23 protein-coding genes and 2 pseudogenes are annotated in these 23970 nt (G+C 45.4%); 5 read left to right on the forward strand and 20 right to left on the reverse strand.

Annotation, left to right across the window (positions count from 1 at the left end):
- Positions 1-92: 92 nt before the first annotated feature.
- The 6 genes from QMZ64_RS19875 to QMZ64_RS19900 are packed head-to-tail and all read right to left on the reverse strand — an operon-like array spanning position 93 to position 4695.
- Complete coding sequence (locus QMZ64_RS19875) at positions 93-1121, reverse strand: ADP-ribosylglycohydrolase family protein (RefSeq protein ID WP_265625831.1); 1029 nt, start codon at positions 1119-1121, stop codon at positions 93-95.
- A gap of 14 nt (positions 1122-1135) precedes the next feature.
- The gene (locus tag QMZ64_RS19880) at positions 1136-2902 is read right to left on the reverse strand and encodes an ADP-ribosyltransferase (protein WP_301441526.1); all 1767 of its coding nucleotides are present in this window, start codon (positions 2900-2902) and stop codon (positions 1136-1138) included.
- A 19-nt stretch (positions 2903-2921) separates the two neighbouring features.
- Entirely contained in the window at positions 2922-3245 is a 324-nt protein-coding gene (locus tag QMZ64_RS19885; RefSeq protein WP_265625829.1) for a hypothetical protein, read from the reverse strand.
- Positions 3242-3949: a DUF5081 family protein gene (locus QMZ64_RS19890; protein WP_265625828.1), complete on the reverse strand. Its 708-nt coding sequence runs from the start codon at positions 3947-3949 to the stop codon at positions 3242-3244. Before QMZ64_RS19890 ends, QMZ64_RS19885 begins: the two co-directional genes overlap by 4 nt.
- 17 nt (positions 3950-3966) lie before the next feature.
- Entirely contained in the window at positions 3967-4317 is a 351-nt protein-coding gene (locus QMZ64_RS19895; RefSeq protein ID WP_020452734.1) for a WXG100 family type VII secretion target, read from the reverse strand.
- Positions 4318-4335: 18 nt separating this feature from the next.
- Positions 4336-4695 (reverse strand): hypothetical protein, encoded by a 360-nt coding sequence (locus tag QMZ64_RS19900; protein WP_301441527.1) that lies wholly within the window; start codon positions 4693-4695, stop codon positions 4336-4338.
- 293 nt (positions 4696-4988) lie between these two features.
- On the opposite strand from QMZ64_RS19900, the gene QMZ64_RS19905 reads away from it, so the two are divergent.
- On the forward strand, positions 4989-5198 hold the full coding sequence (locus QMZ64_RS19905; RefSeq protein WP_003184724.1) for a zinc ribbon domain-containing protein: 210 nt from the start codon (positions 4989-4991) through the stop codon (positions 5196-5198).
- A 22-nt stretch (positions 5199-5220) separates the two neighbouring features.
- Positions 5221-5394: a hypothetical protein gene (locus QMZ64_RS19910; protein WP_020452736.1), complete on the forward strand. Its 174-nt coding sequence runs from the start codon at positions 5221-5223 to the stop codon at positions 5392-5394.
- 19 nt (positions 5395-5413) lie between these two features.
- Here QMZ64_RS19910 and QMZ64_RS19915 read toward each other — a convergent pair whose 3' ends face one another.
- Together QMZ64_RS19915 and QMZ64_RS19920 are read right to left on the reverse strand one after the other, a co-directional pair.
- A complete protein-coding gene (locus tag QMZ64_RS19915) occupies positions 5414-6895 on the reverse strand; it encodes an alkaline phosphatase family protein (RefSeq protein WP_265625827.1) in 1482 nt (493 codons plus the stop codon).
- 16 nt (positions 6896-6911) lie between these two features.
- A complete protein-coding gene (locus tag QMZ64_RS19920) occupies positions 6912-8045 on the reverse strand; it encodes an MGDG synthase family glycosyltransferase (protein ID WP_265625826.1) in 1134 nt (377 codons plus the stop codon).
- Positions 8046-8144: 99 nt separating this feature from the next.
- Between QMZ64_RS19920 and QMZ64_RS19925 the strand changes: the two genes are divergently transcribed.
- Positions 8145-8693, forward strand: a complete 549-nt coding sequence (locus tag QMZ64_RS19925) for a YkoP family protein (RefSeq protein ID WP_023856115.1) — start codon at positions 8145-8147, stop codon at positions 8691-8693.
- A 45-nt stretch (positions 8694-8738) separates the two neighbouring features.
- Here QMZ64_RS19925 and QMZ64_RS19930 read toward each other — a convergent pair whose 3' ends face one another.
- From QMZ64_RS19930 to QMZ64_RS19940, 3 genes are all read right to left on the reverse strand, one after another.
- Complete coding sequence (locus QMZ64_RS19930) at positions 8739-9554, reverse strand: metallophosphoesterase (protein ID WP_265625825.1); 816 nt, start codon at positions 9552-9554, stop codon at positions 8739-8741.
- Positions 9555-9686: 132 nt separating this feature from the next.
- The gene (locus QMZ64_RS19935) at positions 9687-10517 is read right to left on the reverse strand and encodes an undecaprenyl-diphosphate phosphatase (RefSeq protein WP_265625824.1); all 831 of its coding nucleotides are present in this window, start codon (positions 10515-10517) and stop codon (positions 9687-9689) included.
- An 85-nt stretch (positions 10518-10602) separates the two neighbouring features.
- The gene (locus tag QMZ64_RS19940) at positions 10603-11748 is read right to left on the reverse strand and encodes an AI-2E family transporter (protein ID WP_243942425.1); all 1146 of its coding nucleotides are present in this window, start codon (positions 11746-11748) and stop codon (positions 10603-10605) included.
- 212 nt (positions 11749-11960) lie between these two features.
- On the opposite strand from QMZ64_RS19940, the gene QMZ64_RS19945 reads away from it, so the two are divergent.
- Entirely contained in the window at positions 11961-12947 is a 987-nt protein-coding gene (locus QMZ64_RS19945; protein WP_265625823.1) for a Gfo/Idh/MocA family protein, read from the forward strand.
- Between the two features lie 44 nt (positions 12948-12991).
- On the opposite strand, the gene QMZ64_RS19950 is transcribed toward QMZ64_RS19945, so the two are convergent.
- The 6 genes and pseudogenes from QMZ64_RS19950 to QMZ64_RS19965 all read right to left on the reverse strand — a co-directional run bounded on the left by QMZ64_RS19950 (position 12992) and on the right by QMZ64_RS19965 (position 19877).
- On the reverse strand, positions 12992-13516 hold the full coding sequence (locus QMZ64_RS19950; RefSeq protein WP_025809689.1) for a type 1 glutamine amidotransferase domain-containing protein: 525 nt from the start codon (positions 13514-13516) through the stop codon (positions 12992-12994).
- A gap of 131 nt (positions 13517-13647) precedes the next feature.
- Positions 13648-14598, reverse strand: coding sequence for a methyl-accepting chemotaxis protein (locus QMZ64_RS23380; RefSeq protein ID WP_409365423.1), 951 nt, complete (start codon positions 14596-14598; stop codon positions 13648-13650).
- Positions 14593-15630, reverse strand: a pseudogene (locus QMZ64_RS23385) (cache domain-containing protein); the annotation flags it as partial. The gene QMZ64_RS23380 and the pseudogene QMZ64_RS23385, both read right to left, overlap by 6 nt.
- Before the next feature lie 133 nt (positions 15631-15763).
- Positions 15764-16714 carry a methyl-accepting chemotaxis protein gene (locus QMZ64_RS23390; protein ID WP_404841185.1) on the reverse strand — a complete coding sequence of 317 codons (951 nt, stop codon included), beginning with the start codon at positions 16712-16714 and terminating at the stop codon, positions 15764-15766.
- A pseudogene (locus QMZ64_RS23395) lies at positions 16709-17749 on the reverse strand (cache domain-containing protein); the annotation flags it as partial. The gene QMZ64_RS23390 and the pseudogene QMZ64_RS23395, both read right to left, overlap by 6 nt.
- Before the next feature lie 145 nt (positions 17750-17894).
- The gene (locus QMZ64_RS19965; RefSeq protein WP_265625820.1) at positions 17895-19877 is read right to left on the reverse strand and encodes a methyl-accepting chemotaxis protein; all 1983 of its coding nucleotides are present in this window, start codon (positions 19875-19877) and stop codon (positions 17895-17897) included.
- A 131-nt stretch (positions 19878-20008) separates the two neighbouring features.
- On the opposite strand from QMZ64_RS19965, the gene QMZ64_RS19970 reads away from it, so the two are divergent.
- Positions 20009-20746, forward strand: coding sequence for a protein-glutamine gamma-glutamyltransferase (locus tag QMZ64_RS19970; protein WP_301441528.1), 738 nt, complete (start codon positions 20009-20011; stop codon positions 20744-20746).
- On the opposite strand, the gene QMZ64_RS19975 is transcribed toward QMZ64_RS19970, so the two are convergent.
- Genes QMZ64_RS19975 through QMZ64_RS19985 form a run of 3 tightly spaced genes read right to left on the reverse strand, consistent with a single transcriptional unit; the run spans position 20726 to position 23919 of the window.
- Positions 20726-21781, reverse strand: a complete 1056-nt coding sequence (locus QMZ64_RS19975) for a nitronate monooxygenase (RefSeq protein ID WP_265625818.1) — start codon at positions 21779-21781, stop codon at positions 20726-20728. The two genes, QMZ64_RS19970 and QMZ64_RS19975, sit on opposite strands and share 21 nt — an antisense overlap.
- Before the next feature lie 15 nt (positions 21782-21796).
- Positions 21797-22198, reverse strand: coding sequence for a secondary thiamine-phosphate synthase enzyme YjbQ (locus QMZ64_RS19980; protein WP_265625817.1), 402 nt, complete (start codon positions 22196-22198; stop codon positions 21797-21799).
- Positions 22199-22236: 38 nt separating this feature from the next.
- Positions 22237-23919, reverse strand: a complete 1683-nt coding sequence (locus QMZ64_RS19985) for a glycoside hydrolase family 13 protein (protein ID WP_265625816.1) — start codon at positions 23917-23919, stop codon at positions 22237-22239.
- Between the last annotated feature and the right edge of the window lie 51 nt (positions 23920-23970).

Raw genomic sequence — 23970 nt, forward strand, 5'->3', positions numbered from 1 at the left:
GTAAAAACGCATGGAGTTTAACTTTCCATGCGTTTTTTGTTTATATCTCATTTCGGTCATTCAGCAGCTTTTAATTTTTATCCTGAATATTTTTAGTTAGGCCTATAGTCATTCTCTAATGCTTTATTAACACAAGACTCAAAAAATTGATTGATTAAATTATCAACATCTTGCTTTCTAACTATTTTCTCCAACCACTCACTTGGGATTTCATCCATTTTTTTATAATGCATACCCGCTAAAGCCCCTGTTATAGCCGCCACAGTATCTGAATCTCCCCCCAAATTAACAGCTTTTAAAACCGCTTCTTTAAATGATGAAGAATTTCCTAAACACCAAATGGCCGCTTCTAATGTATGAACTACATATCCATCTGATACAATTTCATCTCTAGCTGTATTTAAGAAATCTTCTTCAAAAAGTCTTGAATAATTTCTTAATTCTTGTTGATATATATGATTTCCATCAAAATTCTTATCAAAGAGCCTTTTAACAGTCTCAAGAGATTCTTGAAGCGTATTATTATGATAAAGTCTTATCAAACACTCGATATAAATGATCGAGCCTACAATTGCACGAGGATGGGCATGAGTTATTTCAGTATATTTTTTTATAACTTCGGCCTTTTTAATAAAATCAAACTCGTCATACAATCTAAATGCTAACGGTGCAATACGCATTATAGCACCGTTTCCATTGTCATACTCTGCTTTACCTCCACAATGTTCAGAATCTAACCCCTCCTCAAAACGAATTATCGCTTCATTTGTTGTCCTTCCGATGTCAAACATCTTTCCATATGGGGTCCAAAACCCCTCACTTTTGTATTTTACGAACTTCTGCATTAAATCATCTATGCCATTTTCTTCAATTAGATTTTCAATTAGACAAAAAGTCAACGAAGAATCATCAGACCATGTTCCAGGCGGTTGATTATATGTACCATAACCACTCACATTATCTATATGAAATGTATCTCTTTGTCTAAATTCGACTGGCACACCTAAAAGATCTCCAATAATTCCCCCGTATAAAGTTGGTAATACTCTCTTCTTAATATTTAAACTGAGAAATGCCTTATTATCATCATTCCATCTTTCAACCATTCTTCTACCAACCATTTATATCACCTACTTTATAATAGATCTAGAACCAAATGCATTTTTCCAGAGCTGTCAATTACTGCACTTTTTATAATCATTTGTTGCCCGGAATTTAAGAGTAACTCTGCTTCATTAGGAAAGTGACTAATTTTCCCTAAATAAGCAGCGTGAGCTCCTTTAGGTATATTAATCTCCCAAGAAACATTCATGTGATCAAAAGAAGATTCTTTAACCATTGCAGTACTAACAAATCCATCGTCTTTAAATATTTTTCCTACTAAAGATTCCGCAATTATATTTCCTTCGTCATCTATTTTATATAAATCTTGGATCGGCCTCAAATCTGTTCCTCTATATACCTGTATGTCATGAGGTACATTCGCTTTTTTCAAACCATTCTTGATGTTATCAATAACATCTAACTCGACGCCTTCCAAAGAATCGCTTAATCCCCTAAGATAATTATTAATCCTAGTATAATCATTTCCGGTATATTGCTTGATGGCGCTTTTTTCATTTTCTGTCAAGGAATCTAACCAATGATCGTAATATTTACTTCCCCATTGATGAGCTTCATCCAAGTTGCTTAATGTTCGTTTTACGTCACTAATTCCACTATTGCTTTTCCCAGAATGAATACCTTTTTCAATCTTGTGAATGGAATCTTGGATTTTTGATTTCGAAGCTTCATACGCAGATTTAACGTTAGCATAATAATTACCGCCACTTTGTACAAGAGCTTCTCCTTGTATATCCGTCACGCGAGCAACGCTGCTTAAATTGTCAAGCCCTTTAGCAATAGGCTTTTTAATAGTATGGCCTAAATCGTTTAACTTGTCTGCCGCCTTCAGCCCATTCACCTTCATGCGGTTCGCCCAGATGTTTTTGCTGTCTTTAAGAGATTGTACCACATGTTCTGTTTTGCTTGAAATTTGGCCGACTGAGACGACGCTTTTGAATGAGCCTTTCGCTGCGGCTGCCCCCGGGATGATGTCAAGGGCGCCGAACACGCCTCTTTCAAACCTTTCGCCTGTGTTTAATTCCCGTTGTGTCATCCAGTCTTTTCCGGTTGCGGCGCTCGAAATATTGGCTCCTCCGTAGGCGACGGCCACCGTGAGACCTGCCGGTGCGCAAAAGATGGTGAGCACGATAATGCCTGCACCGGCCAGAAGATCCCGCCACAATTCCTGATTCTTTTGGACATCGCCGATGGATTCGTATTCAAATCCGCGGGAAGAGGCAATCGCTTTTGTGTATTCTTCATACGATAATTCGATGTCGGGGTGGTTGATCTCGAATTCTTCAAATTCTTTGCTCAGTACGTGATCAAACGATTCCGAGTCTTTGAATATATCATTTACGCTCACTTTCGCTTTGTCGGTTTCGACCGCTTGTTTGGACATGCCGTATCCGACATACGTGGTTTCCTTGGAGCCGATCCGGTTCGCGGTGGTGTAGTTATGTATGGTCAGTCCGCGCATTTTTTCGGCGAACGCGTCTATTTTTTTATAAAAAGGGCTGTCAATGTGATCTTCCACCAAACTGCCGGCTTTCAGGCAAAAGTCAGCCAGCTTTTTATAATCCTTAAACAGTTCCTCGATCTTGCTTTTTTTACTGGTGTGGGTAAAGCTGATCGACCTGTCGCTGTCCTTGTCTTTGATTTTGGATTCGATATCTTCCAAGAGATCATTGAGTTTGATAAGGCCGGCTTTCATACCGCCGCCGTACTGGCCGCCCGTCAGCGCATCGAGCCCGTCTTTCATGCCCTGCCATTCTTCCGGTACGTATTTCACATCCATTTAGTTGATCGCCTCATTTCTATTTCTGAATCTTGTAGAGTTTTTGAAGCTCTTTATCTGTTTTATACATTTTCTCCATCGCATAACTGACAATGTGTGAAGCTATACAGTAATTATCAAACAGCTCCATCGTCTTCCCGAGAATATCCGCGTAGCTTTCAATCGCTTTTGATGCCTGTCCGGCTTTATAAAAATCGGATTCTGAAAGGTTTTTGATTTCTTTCTGAACCCCTTCTGTATAAATATCGCAGATGCTTTTCAGCTTATTGGAAATGGTGATCATTTCTTCAAACTCGAGATGGATGTTTGTACCGCCGCCTCCTGCTCCGCCTTCTGCATTCATAGCATCGCCCTCCCTGCTCTGAAATTAATGTGCAGCGCATCATAGATCCGGTTGTTCATGATATAAAGGCTGATCCATTCATATCGATCATTTAAAGGATCAACCGAGATGAAATCTTCGCCTTTTGTAAAGTAAAGTGTAGTCGTCTGGAACCCGGGATCTGTCGGTTTTTGCTGCGAGGCAAGCTTGAACGTTTCCACAGCAAGAACTTCTTTTTCATCAAGATCCATTGCCCTGACTTCGGCTTTTTCAGCGGCGCTCATCGGTTTTGTCAAAAAAGCGCGGTCTTGATCGCGCGGCTCTCTTACTAAAAATGACACGTTGGAAATAAGCGATAAATAAACTTCGCGCTTTTCCAAATAATCTAATGTGTAGCCTTTGCCATGGCTTCTTTCAGTCAGAGCGACAACGCGCTCCTCATCGTCCGGCAGAAAGGCGCACATGACATTGTTGAAGCGCACGAATTCTTCGCTTTCTTGATAATGCTTCAACAGCTTAATCAGAAAAAAAGCGGTCTTTGTCAGCTTGCCTTCCTTTAAAAGAATGCCTTTTTCAATCAGGCTTTTCTTTGCTTTTACTGCACAATCCGGCTCGGCCAAGGCCAGCTGTTCGCGTTCCGGAAGACCGAATATGTGGGACACTCCGGCTGCTCCTGCTAAAACATAAAGTTCTGCCGCCGACAGCGTATCTGCTTTCACCTGCATGTCATTCTCCTTCCCTGTTATAAGTTTTTGATTTCCTGCACTTCACTGAGCTTTGAAAAATCGTCGATGTGCATTTGCAGCGCATCTAATGCAGCCGTATGATCTTTCAAGGCGTCTTTCATATCGGCATTCAATTCGATAATCAGCTCAAGGTAGCTTAAAAATGCGTCGCGGGTTTTTCCGCTCCATTTTCCGCTTTCGACATACGCTTTCAATTCCTTTGCTTTTTTCAGCGAGTCGCCGACATGTTTTTCGATCGCTTTCGCATGGGAATGCGCTTTTATTGTGCCATTGTGTGAAATTTTCACAGTCTCTCCGCTTACTTTCGGATTCGCCGCTTGATAGTTGTAGTATCCATATCCGTCCATGACTCGGCTGTTCCTCCTCTACGCCTTTTTCTCTTCAGCTTCAGCTTTTGCTTTATAATACTCCCACTTGCTTTGCGCCTTCGTCTTGGCGCTTTGAATGTCATCGACCATATCTTTAAAATGCTTGACCAATTCCTTCAGCTTGGCATCCTTTTCATGGCGTGTATCCTCAAATTCGTGCGAAGGGATTTTCAAGTCCGGGAGATTGCTGTGGTATGCCTTCAAACTTGCATCAATTTCTGCTAATTTCGTCTTGACATCGCTTTCTTTATCAGATAAAAAGTCGTATAAATTTTTATACTCGTCGCGTTTTCGTTCATTTTCCGTGTAGGATATGTGCAATAAGTTGCCTACTGAATCCCAAAAACCTTCGCTCAAAGCAGCTTCCCCTTTCATTTATCCTAGTCAATAAAAACTATTTTCCTGTAGTGGATGATATTGTAATAGGTTTATCTTACAGGATGGTCCTAGACGATTGAATAGGTTAAAAGGATTGTTTTTTTTCGACAGAAACATAAAATTACCGGTCTTTGAGGATTTTTATAAGCAAAAAGAATCAGTCTGTTTTCCCCTCTTTTCCGGCCGGTCATTTCCTGAGAAATATTTTCTTTTGAAGAACATTCCATTATAATGAAGTTGGTTGGATTTTACATCGTGAAAGGAGAAGCGCTATGCGTGAACATAAAGGATGTATCAAGTGCGGAAGCACAGATGCGGGACAAAAAGAAATCGCGACGACCGGCACCGGCCTGTCAAAATTGTTCGATGTGCAGCATAACCGTTTTCTCGTCGTTTATTGCAAAAACTGCGGGTATTCGGAGCTGTACAACAAACAATCTTCAACCGCCGGAAACATTCTCGACCTGTTCTTTGGAGGATGACGGCCTGAAAGGAGAAACGGTTATGAGAGAAAAATACGGATTATTGATTGCCATATTTATTTTGGCTTTATGTGTGCACTCCAATATCGTCGTAGAACATGCACTCTTACAGGCGATCATAAAAACAGTCTCACTATTCGTGATGATCGCTTCAGCCCTTGCAGCATTTGTCAAAGGCATCAGACAGCCGTCATAATCACTGGGAGCGGGGTTAGTTATTGCCCCGTTCCCAGTGAATTGACTAAATCGAGAATCCATTCTTTCACGTCGACAAGACGATTGTATGCCGGCTTTGTATCGGTTCCGGTGATGATCATGGATACGAGGGTGTCCTGCTTGTGCAATGCACCGTGGCTGGCTCCTCCGACGTGCGTCGGCGACCCTTCGCCGATAAATTCGTATCCAGGCTTTGCATTGGCGATCAAATAATCGCCTTCATGCGAAAAAAATGAAGTGTACAGTCTCGCCAGCGCATCCGGAAATTTTCCGTATGAAATGCTGTTCCGTTCGACTGTCAAATCGAGAATGTTTACATCCCCTTCCAGCGTCCACGTTTGTCCAAATTCATCCGTGTATTTGCCTCCTGGCCGAAATGTGAGCTTCCCGTGCTGCTCCCCTGAAACGACCTCAATTGAATTCGTTTCATTTTTGCAGCCGATGATGTCGATCCTCTCATCCTGTTGCAGAATATCCACGATCCTCTTGAGCGGAAGCTTCGCTTTATCGAGCGAATAGATAAATGCCATTCTTTCGTTAACGGCAAGAACGATGTCGTCATCGTCCGTCACGCCTTTCTTTAATTTCACAATGCGAAAGGCGTCCAAAAGGCTCCTCAAATCAATCAATGCTTCTTTTTTATTGCCGCTGATCCAGGCCTGTCCGTTATCCCCCATCACGATCCAAATGTGATCCTTTAAAGCGGCTTCCCATGACGGAAAGCTGTCTAAAATCTTTTGAACATGCCGGTCTGCTTTCGCCACCCCCGCTGCGTCGTTTCTCCCGTGTTTATGTACGTGCTGGTCGAGATCGGGAAAATAGACGAGTGCAAGAGGCGGCACTTTGTTTGTTTTGATCAGATGAACCAATTCATTCGCTGAAAACCGGTCATTAAAGCCGAATTTTTTGAAGAGCGAGCGATTTGCCGGATTCACTTTTGAAAAACCCCCGTACGAGAACAGCTGGGGTGCGTTGATTTTGACTGATTGGTTTAATCCGGAAATCATTGAAAAAAGAAAGGGAACCTGTAAATAGCCGTCCCGGCTCCCCCTGTGCAAAAGCGCATTGATCGAGCACGTTTCAATTCCTTTTTCATCAAGCTCTTCGTGAAGCGTCTTCACCTGTTGGCTTAAATGAACCTGATTCAAATTGTAAAAGACGTCTCTGGAGGATTGTTTGATGCCTAATTTCAGAAGCTCTCGAATATGGCTGCCATAATTGATGATCCGTTTTTCCTTCGCGTTGTACCACACAAGGCCCGGAACTTTATGGCGGTCGCTGCTCGCCCCTGTAAGCAATGTGCTGTCAACATTGACGGACATCGTCGGAAAAGGGCTGATCATATCAGGAACATAGCGCCCGTTTTCCAGCAAATATCGCAGACCAGGAGCCTGTCCGGTTTTCACGGCTTCTTGAAGCGGTTCATCCATTAATGAATCGATCAGCAACATGACGACTGATTTCTTGCGGCTCTCAGACATCGTTCTTCCTCCTTCCTTATACGTGAGCATTCCCTAAACCGCTCCGGTTATGAATGATCCCGTCTAAAATGTCGCTGATATCCCGGTCCGATTTTTCGCGCAAATATTGACCAACGCTCATTTGATAGCGTCTGATGTCTTCTTCCGAACGGAAAAAGGACAGCAGCTGCTGTTCAATCGGCTTCTGTTTTTGCTGATTCAGTTCGATGACAAGATGTTTCTTTTTCAGAATATCGAGATTCATCTCTTCCTGTCCGGGCAGCGCGTGATAGATGAAAACAGGGAGCTGTTTTTCAATGCACTCGCTGATCGTGACGCCGCCGGGCTTCGTAATGATGCCCGACGCCTCCCCGTATAAGCGGTTCATTTCTGCTTTGCTTTCGATATAAGGCAGCGCTGTAATATATGGATTGTTTAAATCATGAACATACCGGTAGAGCTTTCGGTTTTTTCCGCATAGTATTTGGTATGCGACATCCCCGTTCGGCGACAGCTCCTGCACGAGCTTAAAAATGCCGCCCACCCCCATGCTTCCGCCGGTTATGAGGATGTTGCACACCGCTTTTTTGTCCCCGTCCCGCCCAGGCTTTCTCTCCGTTTTATAGGAACGGTGCACAGGTATTCCGGTCAGAAAAATCTTCTCTTCATCAACGCCTTCTGCGATCAGCTGTTCTTTGATGTCTTTGATCGGCGCAAAATGATAATCAATCTTTTCTCTTCCCCAAATTCGGTTGACGAAAAAATCGGTATAGACATTGACCACTTTCATGTCGGGAAATTGGCCTTTTAAGCGGTTCAGCAAATAGGAGGGCAATGCATGGGTACAGAAAACGATGTCAGGCTTTTTTTCTGCAATGATCTGCTGCATGTCTTTCAAAAAGATCAGCTCATACAAGAGGTGGCGCTTCGCCGTTTGATGGCGCCCGCACGCCAGGAGATGATAGACCGAGCTGTAGACTTTCGGGAAATACTGAATCCATGACAAATACGCAGCAGAGGAGGCTTTTTCAAGCCGCCGATAAGCATGTGAAAAAATGTCGATTTTTTCGCATTGATGGGATTTGAGAAGCAGTTCTGCCTGCAGCGAATCGGCAACGTGATGATGACCGGTGGAAATGCTTAAAAAAGGGAAAATCAGAATCTTTGTCATCTCCATCCTCCATTTCAGAAGAAAAATGTTTTCCATTTATATTTTTCAAATATCCAGCCAAAATATAAGTGTATTTTTTCAGGAAAGGAAAGTGGCGACTTGAGAAACTGTTTTTTGTCGATTTGGAGTGTAATTGACCCGTTTTATTATTTTTTTTCAAGACTGACACTCATTGACCAAACGAAATCGAGCATTTTTCGCGTCCGTCTGACAAGGTACAAAGGGATCGATGTGGTGTTAAACGACGGGACGGTTATTAAAAAGAACGATGTTCTGATCAAAATTCATCTGCACAATATTAAGCTGATCAAAGAGCTTCAAAATATTGAGAGCGCTGTCAGAAGAGGCATCCTCATTTATCAAAAGGCGTACTTTTCAATGCCAATCCTGGCCGAATATGTCAAAAATCATCACCGGACAGACCAAATCAAAGGCATCATCGGTATTACGACGCTGCATAAAGGCGTTGAAAGGCTCGGTTTTGAAGCGGTTGAGCCCGCAAACCAGTTTTACAGAGTCTTTAAAAAACTGACGCAGATTCCGATTTTATATTTAACAACAAAGCAATTTTCCCTTCGTAAAATTCCTCCTTCCCAATATTTATTTATCTCGAAAGAAAAATTGTTCAAGTCCTATCTGCAGAAATAACAAAAAAAGAGACTGATCCCTCAAAACAGGAACAGCCTCTTCTTTTTATGAAATGTGATGGAATGTCATTTCCGGACGGCTTCCAATGCGGATGTTCGCTCCCGTCTGGCCCAATCCCTCGCTGATATAAAACGGTTTGTCATGATGATAGTGAAGACCTTTAATCATATTCATTCGCACAAGCTTTCCCATCTTCAGAAGATGATAAGGCTTCGGCCAATGAATCTGACCGCCGTGAAAGTGCCCTGACAGAAGATAGTCAAAGTGAAATTCCTGCATATCAAGCACAACGTTCGGATCATGCGTCAATACAAGGTTGTACCCTTCCTTCAGCTCTTGATATGAAGCGGCAATATCGCTTCGCTTCGTGCTGTAATCATCAATCCCGATAATGTTGAGTGCCTCACCTTCCACTTCAATCGAGACATGCTGATTTCGAAGGGTGATACATCCGTTATCTTCCAGCACACGTTTCAGCTTCCGAAAGTGTTCGCCTTTCAATACGTAGTCATGGTTGCCGAATACAGCGTACATCCCGTATGCCGGCTTTAGTTTTTGCAAAGCTTTTAAGTAGTTTGCAAGCTTTGGTATATTTCGTTTCCTATCAAGAAAATCTCCTGTTAAAGCAATGAGATCCACTCGTTTTTTATTGGCAAGTTCAAGAATCTGTTCAGGTGAAATCGAAATGTTTTCTAAATGAAGATCAGACAGATGAAGAATGTTCAGCTTTTTCTTTAAAGCGGGAGCCTGGACGCGCTCGACCGAAATCGTGTTGACTTTCACATCTTTTGTATTGTGGTTCGCTTTATAAAAAATAGGCATGAAGCCTAAGATAATCAATAGACATGCGATAATAAACATTTCAATATCTCCTCCCTCTTACTAGTATAGTAAGTTGGCAGGCAGTTTTATAGTGGGAAATAATAGAATATCATTCTTTTTGCCTATAATAAAAACCGATTTCCAGCTGGAAATCGGTTCGTATTCTTACTCTTACAGAAACAAAATGAACAGAAGAAGCCCTAAAACGATTCGATAGATGGCAAACGGGACAAGCTTGATCTTATTGATCAGCCGGAGGAAAAAGCGGACGACGAAAAGAGCGACAATAAAAGCGCTGATAAACCCTGCAATAAAGAAAGGAAGCAGGTCTGCACTTAAATATGCCCAGTTTTTGATTAAAGAGAGAAGGCTGGCTCCCATCATGATCGGAATCGCCATGATGAAGGTGAAATCCGCGGCCGCTCTGTGGTTCAAGCTGAGAATAACACCGCCCGAAATCGTCGAACCCGAGCGAGAGAAGCCCGGCCAGAGCGCCAGACATTGAAACAGCCCCATACCGAGCGCCTGCTTATATGTCATCCGGTCAACCGAATCTGTCGTCTCCGTGCGCCGGTTGATCCAGTCAGCCGCGAGCATCAGCACCGCGCCGGCGATGAGACCGACCGCAACGGTGCGTACGGAAAACAGGTACTGATCAATATAGTCTTCGAATAAAAAGCCGAGCACAGCGGCGGGAACAAGTCCTACAGCGATTTGGGCGATGGAAAGGCGGTTTCCCGATTTCTGCTCTTCCGTCATGTTTTTCTTCACGCCTAAGAGGTTGAGAATCCGGTCTTTAAATACGATGGCGACAGCAAGGATGGAGCCGAGCTGAATCACGACTTTAAAGGTATTCGCCGCCTCCGGCGTAAGCAGTTCTTTCGATTTCAGCCAGACGTCGTCAACAATGATCATATGCCCTGTTGACGAAACAGGGGCATATTCTGTTAATCCTTCAACAATTCCGAGTATGACGGCGACAAACATATCCCAAATATTCATATGTCATTCCTTTCGCTTCCTTTTAAAACTTGTCCTCTAATAAACTATTTATATCGCCTTTAAAAGCCGATTATGCAAGCTGGATTCAGACTTCTTCGTTTTTTTCATAAAGGTGCGAACGCTGTTTAAACCATTCAAACAAATGCGTGACAACCACTTTGATGACCGCGTATCCGGGGATGGCGAGAATGACACCGATCACGCCGAACAGCTTGGCTGCCGTCAACAGCACAAAGATGATCGTGACCGGATGGATGTGCAGGTTTTTTCCCATAATCTGCGGCGAAATAAATTTTCCTTCAAACAGCTGCACCACAGTCCAAACGATGATCAGCTTCACAAGCATAAACGGGGAAGTAACCAGGGCAATAATGATTGCCGGCGTGATCGCAATCGTCGGTCCGAGATACGGAACGATGCTCGTACACGCCGCCACAAGGGCCAAAAGAGAAGCGTAATCAAGACCGATGATCATATATCCGATAAACAATAGGCAGCCGATACAGAAGCTGACGATGATCTGCCCCCTGATATACGAACTCAGCCGGTGATTCATCTCAGACATCATCACATACGTCTGTTCCCGCAAGCGGACCGGTACGAGCTTCAAAATAAAGAGCGGCAGTTTTTTACCATCTTTCAATAAGTAAAACAGGATAAACGGCACGGTCACAATCGAAATCACAACTTCTGTCACGGCGCCTATGAACGTTCCCACTCCGGTAAATGTGCTGTTTAAAATAGTGGTGGCTTGATCGGATAATTTGCTTGCCAAATCGGTCAGATTGATGTTCAGCGTCTGCTGGACCTGATTAAAAAACTGGCTTCCGATCAGCTGTTTAATTTGGTCTTCCACAGTGTGGACATACCTTGGGAAGTTATCGACAAGGCTTGTGATCTGTTCCCTTAACAGCGGGATAACGGAGACGATCGAAATCGTGATCAGACCGATGATCACAATATAGAGAAGAAGAATCGAATAAATCCTTTTCACATTTTTCCGCTCTAGAAAATCAACGATCGGATTTAACAAATAATAAACGACACCTGTCAGCACGACAGGCAGGGCGATGGTTTCCACAAGAACGATGAAAGGCGTGAAAATAAACGATGCTTTTGTAAATACAAGGATGTTCAATCCGATCAAGAGCAGAACGAGCAGAAACAGGACGAATTTATTGTCTAAAAAAAACTTCTTAAATCTGCCGCCCCACATATTCAAAGAGTCCATGGCGATCCTCCATTAACGTTGGTTTTATACATTAAATTGTACACTATTACTCCTCATACTAAAAATAAAACCATTGCTATTGGTCTTTTTTTCCGCTTGCAAACGTTTGTTGATGATATACATATACGCCGGTGTTTCCGGCTTTTTGTCTTTCGCCGGCAAAAGCAAACACTGTATAATAAACATATCCTACAGCGAAAGGGGAAAATAGCATGATACGGTTCGGGGTAGTCGGAACAAATTGGATCACCGACCGGTTTCTTGAAGCGGCCCGTTTGATCGGCGATTTTCAATTAACCGCGGTATATTCAAGGAGCGGGGAGCGCGGACGTGAATTCGCGCAAAAATACGGGGCCGAGGCGGTTTTTACCGATATCGGCGAAATGGCTGAGAGCGATGTTATTGATGCGGTATATATCGCAAGTCCCAACTCTTTACATAAAGAACAGGCCGTTACATTCATGAAAAGCGGAAAGCACGTCCTGTGCGAAAAACCGCTTGCGTCCCATGCCAAAGAAGCGGAAGAAATGGTAAAAACAGCGCAGGAACACCGCGTGACATTTATGGAAGCGATGAAGACGACATTTCTTCCGAATTTTAAAAACATCAGACGCAACCTGCACAAAATCGGCAAAGTCCGCCGTTTTACAGCCAGCTACTGTCAATACTCTTCCCGCTATGACGCCTATCGAAACGGAACCGTCTTAAACGCATTTAATCCGGCTTTATCGAACGGTTCCCTGATGGATATCGGTGTCTATTGCGTCCATCCCGCAATCGTCCTGTTCGGCAAGCCCCTCGAAGTCAAAGCGAACGGGCTGATCCTTGAGTCGGGGGCGGACGGTGAAGGAACGGTGCTGTTAAAATACGAGGAGCACGAAGCCGTTTTGATGCACTCGAAAATCTCCAATTCCTTCACTCCTGCTGAAATACAAGGGGAGGAAGGCTCTATCGTCATCGATAAAATCCACCGCCCTGAAAAAGTCGACATCTGCTATCGGGACGGACGGGTTGAACATCTTACGCTGCCGGATGACAAACCGGCCATGTTTTATGAAACAGAGGAGTTCATTCATTTAATTAAACAAGGGCAAATCGAGTCTTCGTTTAACACATTTGAACGCTCTATAGACACCTTGGCGGTCATGGATGAAGCCCGCAAACAGATCGGTCTCGTTTTCCCCGCTGATCAAAAGTAATAAATGAGCCGCCTCGTTTCGAATGAACGGGCGGCTCATCTGTTTTAGGATTGCGCCAAAAGATCGGCAAAGGCTTTGACATAGATCGGCAGATCCGGCGGGCGGCGGCTTGACACGATGTGGCCGTCGACGACCGCTGCTTCATTCACCCAGACCGCTCCGGCATTTTCCATATCGTCTTTGATCCCGGGTGTGCTTGTGACCTTCCTGCCTTCCAATATTCCTGCGGAAATCAGCACCCAGCCGGCATGGCAGATTTGCCCGATAGGCTTCTTCCTCTCGTTGAACCACCGAATCATCTCCAGTACCTCGGGATATCTTCTGAGCTTGTCAGGCGCCCAGCCTCCCGGAACCAGAACGGCGTCGTATTCCTCAATGTTCACGCTTTTCAGCTCATAATCAGAGACAGCAGGTACGCCGTATTTTCCCTTATACTCATGATCCGCTTTTTCACCAATGAGGTGGACGATCGCTCCTTCTTCCCTCAGCCTTAAAACTGGATACCACAGTTCTAAATCTTCGAAGTCATCGCTGACAAGCGCGATCACTTTCTTGCCTTCCAGTCGCATAATTGATCCCTCCTGTACAACCAGTGTACGATAGATGACAGTCTGTTTAAACCTATTTATCCCCTTTCCCGTCCCTTTTTAAAAATCCTTTTTCCGCGCAAAAGGCTGCCGGATCGCCGGCAGCCTGATGTTTAGTCAATCTTAAATTTTTTCGTCAAATCGCGCAGTTCTTCAGCCATTTGTTCAAGCGTAGCCGCAGAAGAACTGATTTCTTCCATTGAAGCGAGCTGTTCTTCAGCCGAAGCGGCGATGTCTTGAATGCTTCCTGAGCTTTCACGCGATACGTCTGCAATTTCTTCAACCGCTCCCGCGACTTGCTGCGACCCTCCTGACAGCTCTTCAACTGCCGCATTCATCGTCTGCAGCTTGCCGGCGATTTCGTTTGTCATATCATAAATCTGCTTAAAGCTTGTATCTGTTTCATCTGTGATGGTAAGTCCCGACTGTACTTCACGGTTGACGTCCTGGAACATGTCCAGCGACTTTCCGATCTCATTGACGATTTCCTGAATGAGCGCTTCGATTTCTTTTGCCGATGAGGCGGATTGCTCAGCCAGTTTGCGCACTTCTTCTGCTACTACAGAAAACCCTCTCCCGGCTTCACCGGCTCTTGCGGCTTCAATTGCAGCGTTCAACGCGAGCAAATTCGTCTGGTCTGCGATGCCGTTGATCACGCGCAGGATTGCCGTAATGTCTTTTGATTTGCTTTCAAGTCCTTTCACGACGGATTCTGCCTGTTTAACGGAATGATCGATGGAATTCATTTGTCCGACCGTTTTTTGAACAAGCTCTCCGCCTGTACCGGCAATGTCCGTCGATTGAATGGATGATTCTGTAATCGATGCTGAGACTTTGGTCATTTCATGCAATCGGCTGTTCATGTCTGCCAGCTGCTGCGCGCTGATTTCCACTTTCTCATTTTGGCTTTCGTTTCCGTTTGAAAATTGTTCGATAGCAGATGTAATATGTTCTGTCGCCTTGCTTGTCTGATCCGCGCTCGCAGTCAGCTCCTCTGACGAAGAAGCGACGTTTTCAACCGATGTCTGAATGACGCTGATTAGAGAGCGCAGCGATTCGGCCATTTCGTTGAAGCTTGATCCGAGCTGTCCGATTTCATCTTTTGAACGGACAGTGATTTTTTGCGTCAAGTCGCCTCCGCTGATGCTTTTCGCAGAGGAAACGAGTTCGCGGAGCGGACCTGTGATCGATCTGATGATGAAAATCATAAGAAGCACACCGATGATGATGCTGACGCCCAACGTAATCAGAGCTGCATTCAACACAGGCTGTGACGCTTCTTTTAATTCAGTGATATACATGGTTCCGCCGATTTTCCAGCCGGTCAGCTTATTGGTCGCGAATGCCATCTGCTTTTCGCCGTCAAGCGTATATTTGAATGTTCCTTTGTCATTGGCGTATACTTTTTCCACCCAGCTGCCTTCGATATCTGAGCCCGCATCATGTTTCGGGTGGGCGACAAACTTTTTATCGGCGCTGGTGATAAAGGCATAGCCTTTTTTCCCGATGGTCACGCGTTCTGTCGCTTTAATGAGCTCTTCGATTTTCATATTGACGGCGACCACGCCGGATCCGTCTTCATGCATCTTGGCGATGGTGATAACCATCGTTCCGGTTGACGCCGTTTTGTAAGGGTCTGTAATAATGACTTCGCCCTTGTGTTCGGCGGCTTTTTTATACCAGTCCCGTTCTACCGGATTATATCCGCTCGGCATTTCCTGATCCGGGTAACGGATGAACTTTCCGTCCTTTGATCCGGTAAAGATCCCTTCAACATCGGGATGGAGCTTGGCGAACTGTTCGAATTTCACTTTTAAAGCGTCGCTTTCTTTTCCTTTAAAAGAGTTTTCTTTAATGAACCCGCTGAAATAGGACATGGCGTTTGTTTTCTGGCTGATATTCTGATTGATGATTTCGTTCAGCTGATTAACGTTTTCGCGCGCATTGTCCATGATTTCTCCGTCAAGCGTACTGCTTGCCGTTTGATACGCGCTATAGGAAAGGACGATGATTGGAACGGTTAAAATAAGCAAGAATGAAAGAATTAATTTCTTTGCAATGGAGGGACGCTTCACCCAATTGACAATCTTTGACATGGAATTGTTGACTCCTCTTTTCTGTTATATTTCTAATATCGGATTCTTTTAAAAGTTTTTATACGGATTTTATAACTTTTTATAGTCTAAAATAACTAAAAAAACATCCGGAGGAAAACCGGATGTTTTAAAACTATTCAATCTTAAATTTCCGTGTCAAATCACGCAGTTCTTCAGCCAGCTCCGCCAATGTGGTGGAGGAAGCGCTGATCTCTTCCATTGAAGCGAGCTGCTCCTCGGCTGAAGCAGCGATGTCCTGAATGCTTGCCGAACTTTCTTTCGATACATCAGCGATTTCTTCGACCGCACCCGCGACTTGGCGGGAACCTTGCGTCAATTGTTCGACAGCGGCATTCATCGTCTGCAGCTTGCCTGCGATATCATTGGTCATATCGTAAATCGTTTTGAAGCTTGTCTCTGTTTCATCTGTGATTCGAAGTCCTGACTGTACTTCATGATTGACCGATTTGAACATGTTCAGGGAGTTGTCGATCTCCTTGACGATTTCCTGAATTAAATGTTCAATTTCCTTCGCCGAACCGGCGGATTGTGCGGCGAGCTTCCTGACTTCTTCAGCCACTACCGAGAAGCCGCGGCCCGATTCCCCGGCCCTTGCCGCTTCGATCGCGGCATTGAGCGCGAGCAGATTCGTTTGATCGGCGATTCCGTTAATCACGCGCAAAATGCTTGTGATGTCTTTTGATTTGGCTTCGAGCCCTTTGACAACCGCTTCCGCTTGCTTGACAGACCGATCGATCGAGTTCATTTGACCGACCGTCTTTTGAACAAGCTCTTCCCCTTTGCCTGCAATCTCAGTCGATTTCAGCGACGCATCGGTAATCGCGGCTGATGTTTTCGACATATCATATAACCCGTCGTTCATTTCATTCAGCTGATGCGAGCTTGCTTCGACTTTTTCTTTCTGGCTTTCATTACCGTCAGAAAACTGTTCAATAGCCATTGTGATATGCTCAGTCGCTTTGCTTGTCTGCTCTGCGCTGGCATGAAGCTCTTCAGATGATGAAGCTACATTGTCAACTGATGATTGAATGACGCTGATTAACGAGCGCAGCGATTCGGCCATTTCATTAAAGCTTGTGCCGAGCTGACCGAATTCGTCTTTTGAACGGACTGCGATTTTTTGTGTCAAGTCGCCGCCGCTGATGCTCTTTGCGGATGACACGAGCTCGCTTAACGGCTTGCTGATTCCGCGGATAATGAAGTAGATGAGAATCCCGCCGAGCAAGATCGCGGCTGCCAAAATGATGATCGCCATGTGGAAGACAGGCTGGGCTGCCTCTGATATCTCATCCGTGAACATCGTTCCGCCGATTTTCCAGCCGGTCAGCTTGTTCGTCGTGAAGGCCATTCTCTTTTCTTTTCCTTCAAATGTATATTGAAAATCACCTTTTTCACTGCCGTACATCTGTGTAACCCAGACGCCTTTGCCTTCGGTTCCGGCTTCGATCTTCGGATGGGCGACATATTTTTTATCATTGCTTGAGATAAACGCAAAGCCGCTTTTTCCGATGTTGACGCGTTCTGTCGCTTTGATAAGTTCATCGATTTTCATGTTAACGGCAACAACTCCTGAGCCGTCCTCCGTCTGCTTTGCAATCGTGATGACCATCGTTCCGGTTGACGCCGTTTTATAAGGGTTTGTGATAATTGCTTTTCCTTTATTTTCAACGGCTTGCTTATACCAGTCCCTATCCACAGGGTTATAATCTTTCGCCATTTTTTCCGCGGGATAGCGGATGAACTTGCCGTCTTTTGAACCTGTGTAGATCGCTTCCACATCCTGGTTCAGCTTGGCGTACTGCTCGAATCTCTCTACAAGTGATGCGCTCCCTTTTTCTTTATAAAGCTTTTCATTCACCCAGCCGCTGAAAAAGGAAACAGCCTGCTCTTTCTTTCCGATATTCTGGTCTATGATCTCATTCAGCTGTTCGACATTATCGCGCGCGCTTCTCATGATTTCCGTTTCAAGAGAGCTTCCCGCCGTTTGGTACGCACTATAGGATAAGGCCAAAATCGGCAAAGTTAAAACCAATATAAAGCTGAAAAACAGCCTTTTTGAGATAGACGGACGTTTAAGCCAGTCCAATACCTTTTTCATTTGATATAACTCCTTTAGCTTCTAGATTATGAAACTAATATCGGAGCTTTCATTTACTTTTGCATATTAAAAAACTTTAAAAAGTATTTCTGAAGATTCTAAAAAAAAGGGCTGAAAAAAGAGGCTGACCAGCAGCCTCTTTTCATTAAATTGTAAACTTTTTCGTTAAGTCGCGCAGTTCTTCAGCCATTTGTTCGAGCGTCGCAGCGGATGAGCTGATTTCTTCCATGGAAGCCAGCTGTTCTTCCGCTGAAGCAGCGATGTCTTGAATGCCGGCAGAGCTTTCACGCGATACGTCGGCGATCTCTTCGACCGCGTCGGATATTTCGTGAGAACCTGTTGATAAATGCTCTACGGCAGCGTTCATCGTCTGCAGCTTGCCTGCAATTTCGTTTGTCATGTCGTAAATATGTTTAAAACTCGTTTCCGTTTCTTCCGTAATTTCGAGCCCTGACTGTACTTCTTGGTTGACCGACTTGAACATGTTGAGCGAATGTTCGATTTCTCTGACGATATCCTGAATCAGCGCTTCGATTTCTTTTGCCGATCCTGCTGACTGGGCCGCAAGCTTTCTGACTTCTTCAGCGACAACCGAGAAGCCTCTGCCTGATTCGCCGGCCCGCGCTGCCTCGATGGCGGCGTTCAGCGCCAGTAAATTCGTTTGATCGGCGATTCCGTTTATGACGCGCAGGATCGCGGTGATATCTTTCGATTTCGCTTCAAGCCCTTTGACAACCTGTTCGGCCTGTCTGACGGACCTGTCGATCGAATTCATCTGCCCGACCGTTTGTTGGACAAGCTCTCCGCCTGTTTCGGCAATTTCCGTCGATTTACCCGAGGATTCTGTAATCGATTCTGATACGCCTGCGATTTCATTCAGCTTGTCATTCATTTGGCTGAGCCGCTGGGAACTCGCTTCAACTTTATCGCTTTGACTTTCAGCGCCGCTTGAGAACCGCTCGATGGCTAATGTAATGTGCTCCGTCGCTTTGCTTGTCTGGTCCGCGCTTGCCGTCAGCTGCTCTGATGAAGATGCTACATTGTCGACCGATTCCTGAATCGTGCTGATCAGCGAGCGCAACGAGTCAGCCATTTCGTTGAAGCTTGTGCCCAGCTGGCCGAATTCGTCTTTGGAGCGGACAGCGATTTTTTGTGTCAGATCTCCTTCGCTGATGCTTTTTGCAGAAGAGACGAGTTGATTTAAAGGCTTGCTGATCGCGCGGACGATAAAGTAAACAAGGATGCCGCCGAGAATAATCGCGCCTGCCAATGTCATGACTGCCATGTGAAGCACGGGCTGGGCAGCGTCTTTAATCTCCGCTGTGTTCATCTTTCCGCCGATTTTCCAGCCGGTTAGTTTGTTTGTCGTGAAGACCGTTTTCTTTTCTTTTCCTTTTTCATTAAAGGTGAACAAGCCGCTCTCTTTGCTGAACATTTGCTCTGTCAGATCAGCTTCTGCTTCTGTGCCGGCTTTCATTTTCGGATGGGCGACATACGTTTTCCCTTCGCCGATGATGAATGCATAGCCGGTTTTTCCGATGCTGATGCTGTTTGCCGATTTGATCAGCTTGTCAATGTTCAAGTCAAGGGCGACTACGCCAGAACCGTCTTTATTCTGCTTGGCGATCGTGACGACCATATGCCCCGTTGATGCAGACTCATAAGGTTCAGTTACAATCGTTTTCCCTTTTTCCTGGACGGCCTGTTTATACCAGTCGCGTTCTACCGGGTCATACCCGTCAGGCAATGGAGCATTCGGATATTGTGCGTAAACGCTATCCTCCGAACCGGTGAAGACGAGTTCGACGTCGGGATTTTGTTTTGCAAACTGCTCAAACCGCTGTTTAATGGCAGTCTGCCCTTTCTCTTTGTACGCTTTGTGATCAATCCATTCGCTGAAATACGCAATAGAAGTTTCCTTGCTGCCGATATCTTGCTGAATGATGTCGTTCAGTTCATCGATATTGTCTTTCGCACTTCTCAAAATCTCATCCTCAAGTGTGCTGCTGGCCGTAAAATATGAAGTAGCCGAAAGAACCAAGATTGGAATTGTTAAAATGAATATAAATGAGAAAATTAATTTTTTAGAAATAGAAGGACGTTTCATCCAATTTAAAAGCTTTTTCATGTGAGATTCCCCTTTCTCTACTTTTATCGGAGACGGGGTCTATTTTTTAAGTAAAAAAAGCGGAAAATTAGACCGTTTTCCTGCCCAAGCATCAGGCATACGCTAATAAAAAAGGAAAAAGGGTGTATCCTATGATAAGTGTTTCGGGCTACTGGCTCCGTCCAGAGGATATCGAAAAACTGAATGTCAGTCAGACGCAGAGAGACATTGCCAACCGGATGCTGGCCATGCCGTCCAGATATAGATACGGTTCAATCTCAGAACTGTTATTTGAGCTAAGATTCAGAGTGCATACCGTCGAATCGGCCAGAGAGCTGATCAACAGCGGAGCGAAGTTTGCCACCTTTTCAAAGACATACGGGAATGAAGAGTTTTGGAGGGTGACGCCTGAGGGGGCTTTGGAGTTGAAGTACAGGGCGCCGGCTTCAAAGGCGATTCGAAATATTTTTGAAAGCGGCTCTCTTTATGCTTTTGAATGCGCAACTGCGATTGTCATCATTTTTTATATGGCGCTCCTCAAAACGATCGACGATCAGACATTTGACCGGAATTATCAAAGAATCATTTTATATGATTGGCATTATGAGCGGCTGCCGATCTATACGGATAAGGGAAACGACTACCTTCCGGGAGACTGCCTGTATTTCAAGAACCCTGAATTCGATCCCGAAAGACCGCAGTGGCGCGGAGAAAACGCTATTTTACTTGAAAATAATCTCTATGCGGCACACGGTCTGGGGATCTTAAGCGGCGAAACGATCATTGAAAAACTGAACGGGCTGAGAAAGCCTCATGCACAGACGTCCGCCTATCTGCTATCTCAAGTGACACGGGTTGATATTCCTGCATTAATACAAATGATCAGATAGCACATCGGCAGGCACAAGCTGATCCATCAGCTCCTTCACCGTCGTTAGCCGCACGGAGGCCCGCACGCCCTGTCCGGACCACAATGACATGCCGTCCGGATTCCCTTCAAGCTTCGCCTGTTTTCTCATCGGCTGCGTCAGCGTATTTTGCAGAGGATAAGGCAGCGCTTCAGCTTCGTCCGGGCGCCTGTCTTCCATCCATTGATTGACGATGCCTCTTGCCGGCTTCCCTGAGAACAAACGGGTCAGCCTTGTGTCTGTTTCAACCGCTTCAAGCAATTTTTGTTTGTATGCAGGATGTGTTCCGCTTTCTTCGCACGTCAAAAAAGCGGTGCCGATTTGAACTCCCTGTGCGCCGAGGGCAAAAGCTGCCGCAACACCTCTTTTGTCAAAAATGCCGCCCGCCGCAATCACCGGAACCGACACGTGATCTGCCGCTTGGGGAATGAACGCCATCGAGCCGACAGCGGGCTCTCCCTTCGTTTTCAAGAAGGCACCCCTGTGGCCGCCGGCTTCACTTCCTTGAACAACGATGACATCCATCCCCAATTCTTCAAGCATCACGGCTTCTTCAACCGAAACGGCGGTACCCATTAAACAGCAGTTTCGGTCTTTCAATTCTTTGACGGCATCGGCCGGCGGCGGGCCAAATGTAAATGAAACGGCGCTGATCCCTTCCTTTAGTATGATTTCTATTTTCTCGTAAAAATCATCCCAATCGTGTTTCTCTTCTGGCACGAGTGAAGCCGACCGTGCATAAGGTATCTTCTCTTGCCACCCTTCATATTTTTCCCGGCTGACGTTTTCCCGTTTTTCCGGAATGAAGAGGTTGACTTGAAACCCGGCTGATGTCAGCTTTTTGGTTTCCAGAATCTGTTGTTGAAGAACTTCCGGCGCCAAATAGCCGGATGCAAGGCTGCCTAAGCCGCCGCAGTCTGATACGGCGGCGGCGAGCCTTGGTGTTGTCGGTCCGCCCGCCATCGGCGCCTGGATCACAGGCTTTGATAAAGAGAGACGTTCCATGAACTGATTCATTTTTATTTTCTCCTTTCAATCGGCTGTGATTTTAAAATAGCATGTCCGGTGCCTCGGGCCGTCGAACTCGCAGAAATATATGCCCTGCCAAGTCCCGAGGACAAGCCTGCCCCCTTCAATAATGATATGCTGCGATGCCCCGACCGTGCTCGCTTTCAAATGCGCGGCGGTATTCCCTTCCATATGGCGGTCAAGCTCATGTTCCCACGGATACACTTCATCGAACCGTCTCAGCATATCGCGTTTGACATCGGGGTCGGCATTTTCATTGATCGTAATGCCTGCCGTTGTATGCGGACAGTAGACGATAACAGCGCCGCTGGAAACGTCATTTTCAGAAATGAATCTTTGGACGTCATTTGTAATATCAAGCATTTCATCGCGACGATTTGTTTGAATCTGTATTTTTTTCAACATACGAATCCGCTCCTTTCCTGGCACCCTTTCTCTATTCGTTACAAATCGCCGATTTCCTGTCTGATCATGTAAACGCGCGCCTCATAAGGGTTCATCACAAAAGATGTAAGGTGCTTGTGCGCGTTGATATCAGCATTTGACAGCAGCAGTCCGTCTGTACATAAAGGGTATGCGGGATGATGGTAATACGCCTGGCGCGCGCTAAGGTTGACGATCACGATGGCCGTTTCTTCCCGAAGCTTTCGCAAGTATGCAAAAATCTGCCGGTCCTCAGGCAGGAGCAGTTCATATGATCCGTCGATGAAGACGTCATACCGCTTTCTGATCGCGATCAACCGTTTATAAAAATGATAGACCGACCGGGGGTCATGTTGCTGATGAACGACATTAATCAGCTTGTAATTTTCGTTCATGCAGAGCCACGGTTCCCCTTTAGTAAAGCCGGCATTTGGCCGATCCGTCCATTGCATCGGCGTGCGCGCGTGATCCCTGCTCTTTTTCCAAACCGCCTTCATGATATCTTCGTGTGAGCGGCCCTTTTCTTTTTGAATCCGGTAATCATTTTTAATTGAAACGTCATCATAATCATCTATATCGAAGAAAATCGCGTTTGTCATTCCGATTTCCTGCCCTTGATAAATAAACGGGGTGCCTTTCATCAAAAAATACATTGCAGCTAAGGCCTTTGCGCTGTCTATTCTGTATTTCCCGTCATCTCCCCAGACTGAAACGGCCCGGGGCTGATCATGATTTTCGATAAAAAGCGCGTTCCACCCTTTCCCTTCAAGAGCCGATTGCCAGTTTGACAATATCCGCTTGAGTTCGGGAATATCGAGTTCTCCGCCTTCAATCCCCCAAAGGCCTAGGTGTTCAAATTGGAAAATCATGCTGAATATCCCGTTTGGTTCTCCACCCCAGTCCTCCGCTTCTTCAGCGCTGACACCGTTTGCTTCGCCGACTGTCATGATATGAGGATACCCGGCGAACATATTTTCTTTTAGTTCCTGCAATAACGCTATAATCCCGTCGACATTCATATGATAAGCAAATGAAGGCACAAAAGAGAGCCCTTCCGGATTCGGCAGATCCGGAAGTCCTTCTTTTTTCTTAATGTGTGAAATCGCGTCAACCCTGAACCCGTCGATTCCTTTTTGAAGCCACCAGTTGATCATGTCATAAAGAGCGCTTCTCATGTCACTGTTTTCCCAATTCAGATCCGGCTGCTTTTCGTGAAACAGGTGCAGATAATACTGCTCTGTTTTTTCGTCATAAGTCCAGGCTGATCCGCCGAATATGCTTTCCCAGTTGTTCGGTTCGCTCCCGTCCTTTCCGTCTTGCCAAATATACCACTCCCGCTTCCCGGAATTCCGCTCTGCCCTTGATTCGATAAACCATGGATGTTCATCGCTCGTATGATTGATGACGAGATCGATGATCAGTTTCATTCCGAGCTGATGCGCTTCAGTCAGCAGAGCGTCAAAGTCGTCCATCGTGCCAAATTCCGGCATGATGCTTTGATAATCACTGATGTCATAACCGTTATCGGCATTGGGAGAATCAAAGACCGGACAAATCCATATGGCATCTGCCCCGAGCTCCCTGATATACGGAAGCTTCTCTCTGATTCCGTTGATATCTCCGATGCCATCCCCGTTCGAATCCATAAAACTGCGCGGATACACTTGATAGACGACAGCCTCTTTCCACCATGCCCTTGTCATTCAAACACCCCTTAGGAGTTCATTTCATTTATTATATAAATGTCTAATGAC

This window comes from Bacillus sp. LB7, from assembly GCF_030449715.1.
In the GTDB taxonomy this organism is placed as follows: Bacteria; Bacillota; Bacilli; order Bacillales; family Bacillaceae; genus Bacillus; species Bacillus paralicheniformis.

Bases quoted from the DNA above. Each gene is read 5' to 3' on its own strand.
- QMZ64_RS19950 (WP_025809689.1), bottom strand. From the start codon at position 13,516: ATGCGACTGGAAGGCAAGAAAGTGATCGCGCTTGTCAGCGATGACTTC.
- QMZ64_RS19965 (WP_265625820.1), bottom strand. From the start codon at position 19,877: ATGAAAAAGCTTTTAAATTGGATGAAACGTCCTTCTATTTCTAAAAAA.
- QMZ64_RS23380 (WP_409365423.1), bottom strand. From the start codon at position 14,598: ATGGCCGAATCGCTGCGCTCTCTAATCAGCGTCATTCAGACATCGGTT.
- QMZ64_RS19985 (WP_265625816.1), bottom strand. From the start codon at position 23,919: ATGACAAGGGCATGGTGGAAAGAGGCTGTCGTCTATCAAGTGTATCCG.
- QMZ64_RS19930 (WP_265625825.1), bottom strand. From the start codon at position 9,554: ATGTTTATTATCGCATGTCTATTGATTATCTTAGGCTTCATGCCTATT.
- QMZ64_RS19875 (WP_265625831.1), bottom strand. From the start codon at position 1,121: ATGGTTGGTAGAAGAATGGTTGAAAGATGGAATGATGATAATAAGGCA.
- QMZ64_RS23390 (WP_404841185.1), bottom strand. From the start codon at position 16,714: ATGGCCGAATCGCTGCGCTCGTTAATCAGCGTCATTCAATCATCAGTT.
- QMZ64_RS19905 (WP_003184724.1), top strand. From the start codon at position 4,989: ATGCGTGAACATAAAGGATGTATCAAGTGCGGAAGCACAGATGCGGGA.
- QMZ64_RS19935 (WP_265625824.1), bottom strand. From the start codon at position 10,517: ATGAATATTTGGGATATGTTTGTCGCCGTCATACTCGGAATTGTTGAA.
- QMZ64_RS19920 (WP_265625826.1), bottom strand. From the start codon at position 8,045: ATGACAAAGATTCTGATTTTCCCTTTTTTAAGCATTTCCACCGGTCAT.
- QMZ64_RS19895 (WP_020452734.1), bottom strand. From the start codon at position 4,317: ATGGACGGATATGGATACTACAACTATCAAGCGGCGAATCCGAAAGTA.
- QMZ64_RS19890 (WP_265625828.1), bottom strand. From the start codon at position 3,949: ATGCAGGTGAAAGCAGATACGCTGTCGGCGGCAGAACTTTATGTTTTA.
- QMZ64_RS19940 (WP_243942425.1), bottom strand. From the start codon at position 11,748: ATGGACTCTTTGAATATGTGGGGCGGCAGATTTAAGAAGTTTTTTTTA.
- QMZ64_RS19975 (WP_265625818.1), bottom strand. From the start codon at position 21,781: ATGAATCAGTTCATGGAACGTCTCTCTTTATCAAAGCCTGTGATCCAG.
- QMZ64_RS19980 (WP_265625817.1), bottom strand. From the start codon at position 22,198: ATGTTGAAAAAAATACAGATTCAAACAAATCGTCGCGATGAAATGCTT.
- QMZ64_RS19915 (WP_265625827.1), bottom strand. From the start codon at position 6,895: ATGTCTGAGAGCCGCAAGAAATCAGTCGTCATGTTGCTGATCGATTCA.
- QMZ64_RS19880 (WP_301441526.1), bottom strand. From the start codon at position 2,902: ATGGATGTGAAATACGTACCGGAAGAATGGCAGGGCATGAAAGACGGG.
- QMZ64_RS19910 (WP_020452736.1), top strand. From the start codon at position 5,221: ATGAGAGAAAAATACGGATTATTGATTGCCATATTTATTTTGGCTTTA.
- QMZ64_RS19945 (WP_265625823.1), top strand. From the start codon at position 11,961: ATGATACGGTTCGGGGTAGTCGGAACAAATTGGATCACCGACCGGTTT.
- QMZ64_RS19970 (WP_301441528.1), top strand. From the start codon at position 20,009: ATGATAAGTGTTTCGGGCTACTGGCTCCGTCCAGAGGATATCGAAAAA.
- QMZ64_RS19885 (WP_265625829.1), bottom strand. From the start codon at position 3,245: ATGAATGCAGAAGGCGGAGCAGGAGGCGGCGGTACAAACATCCATCTC.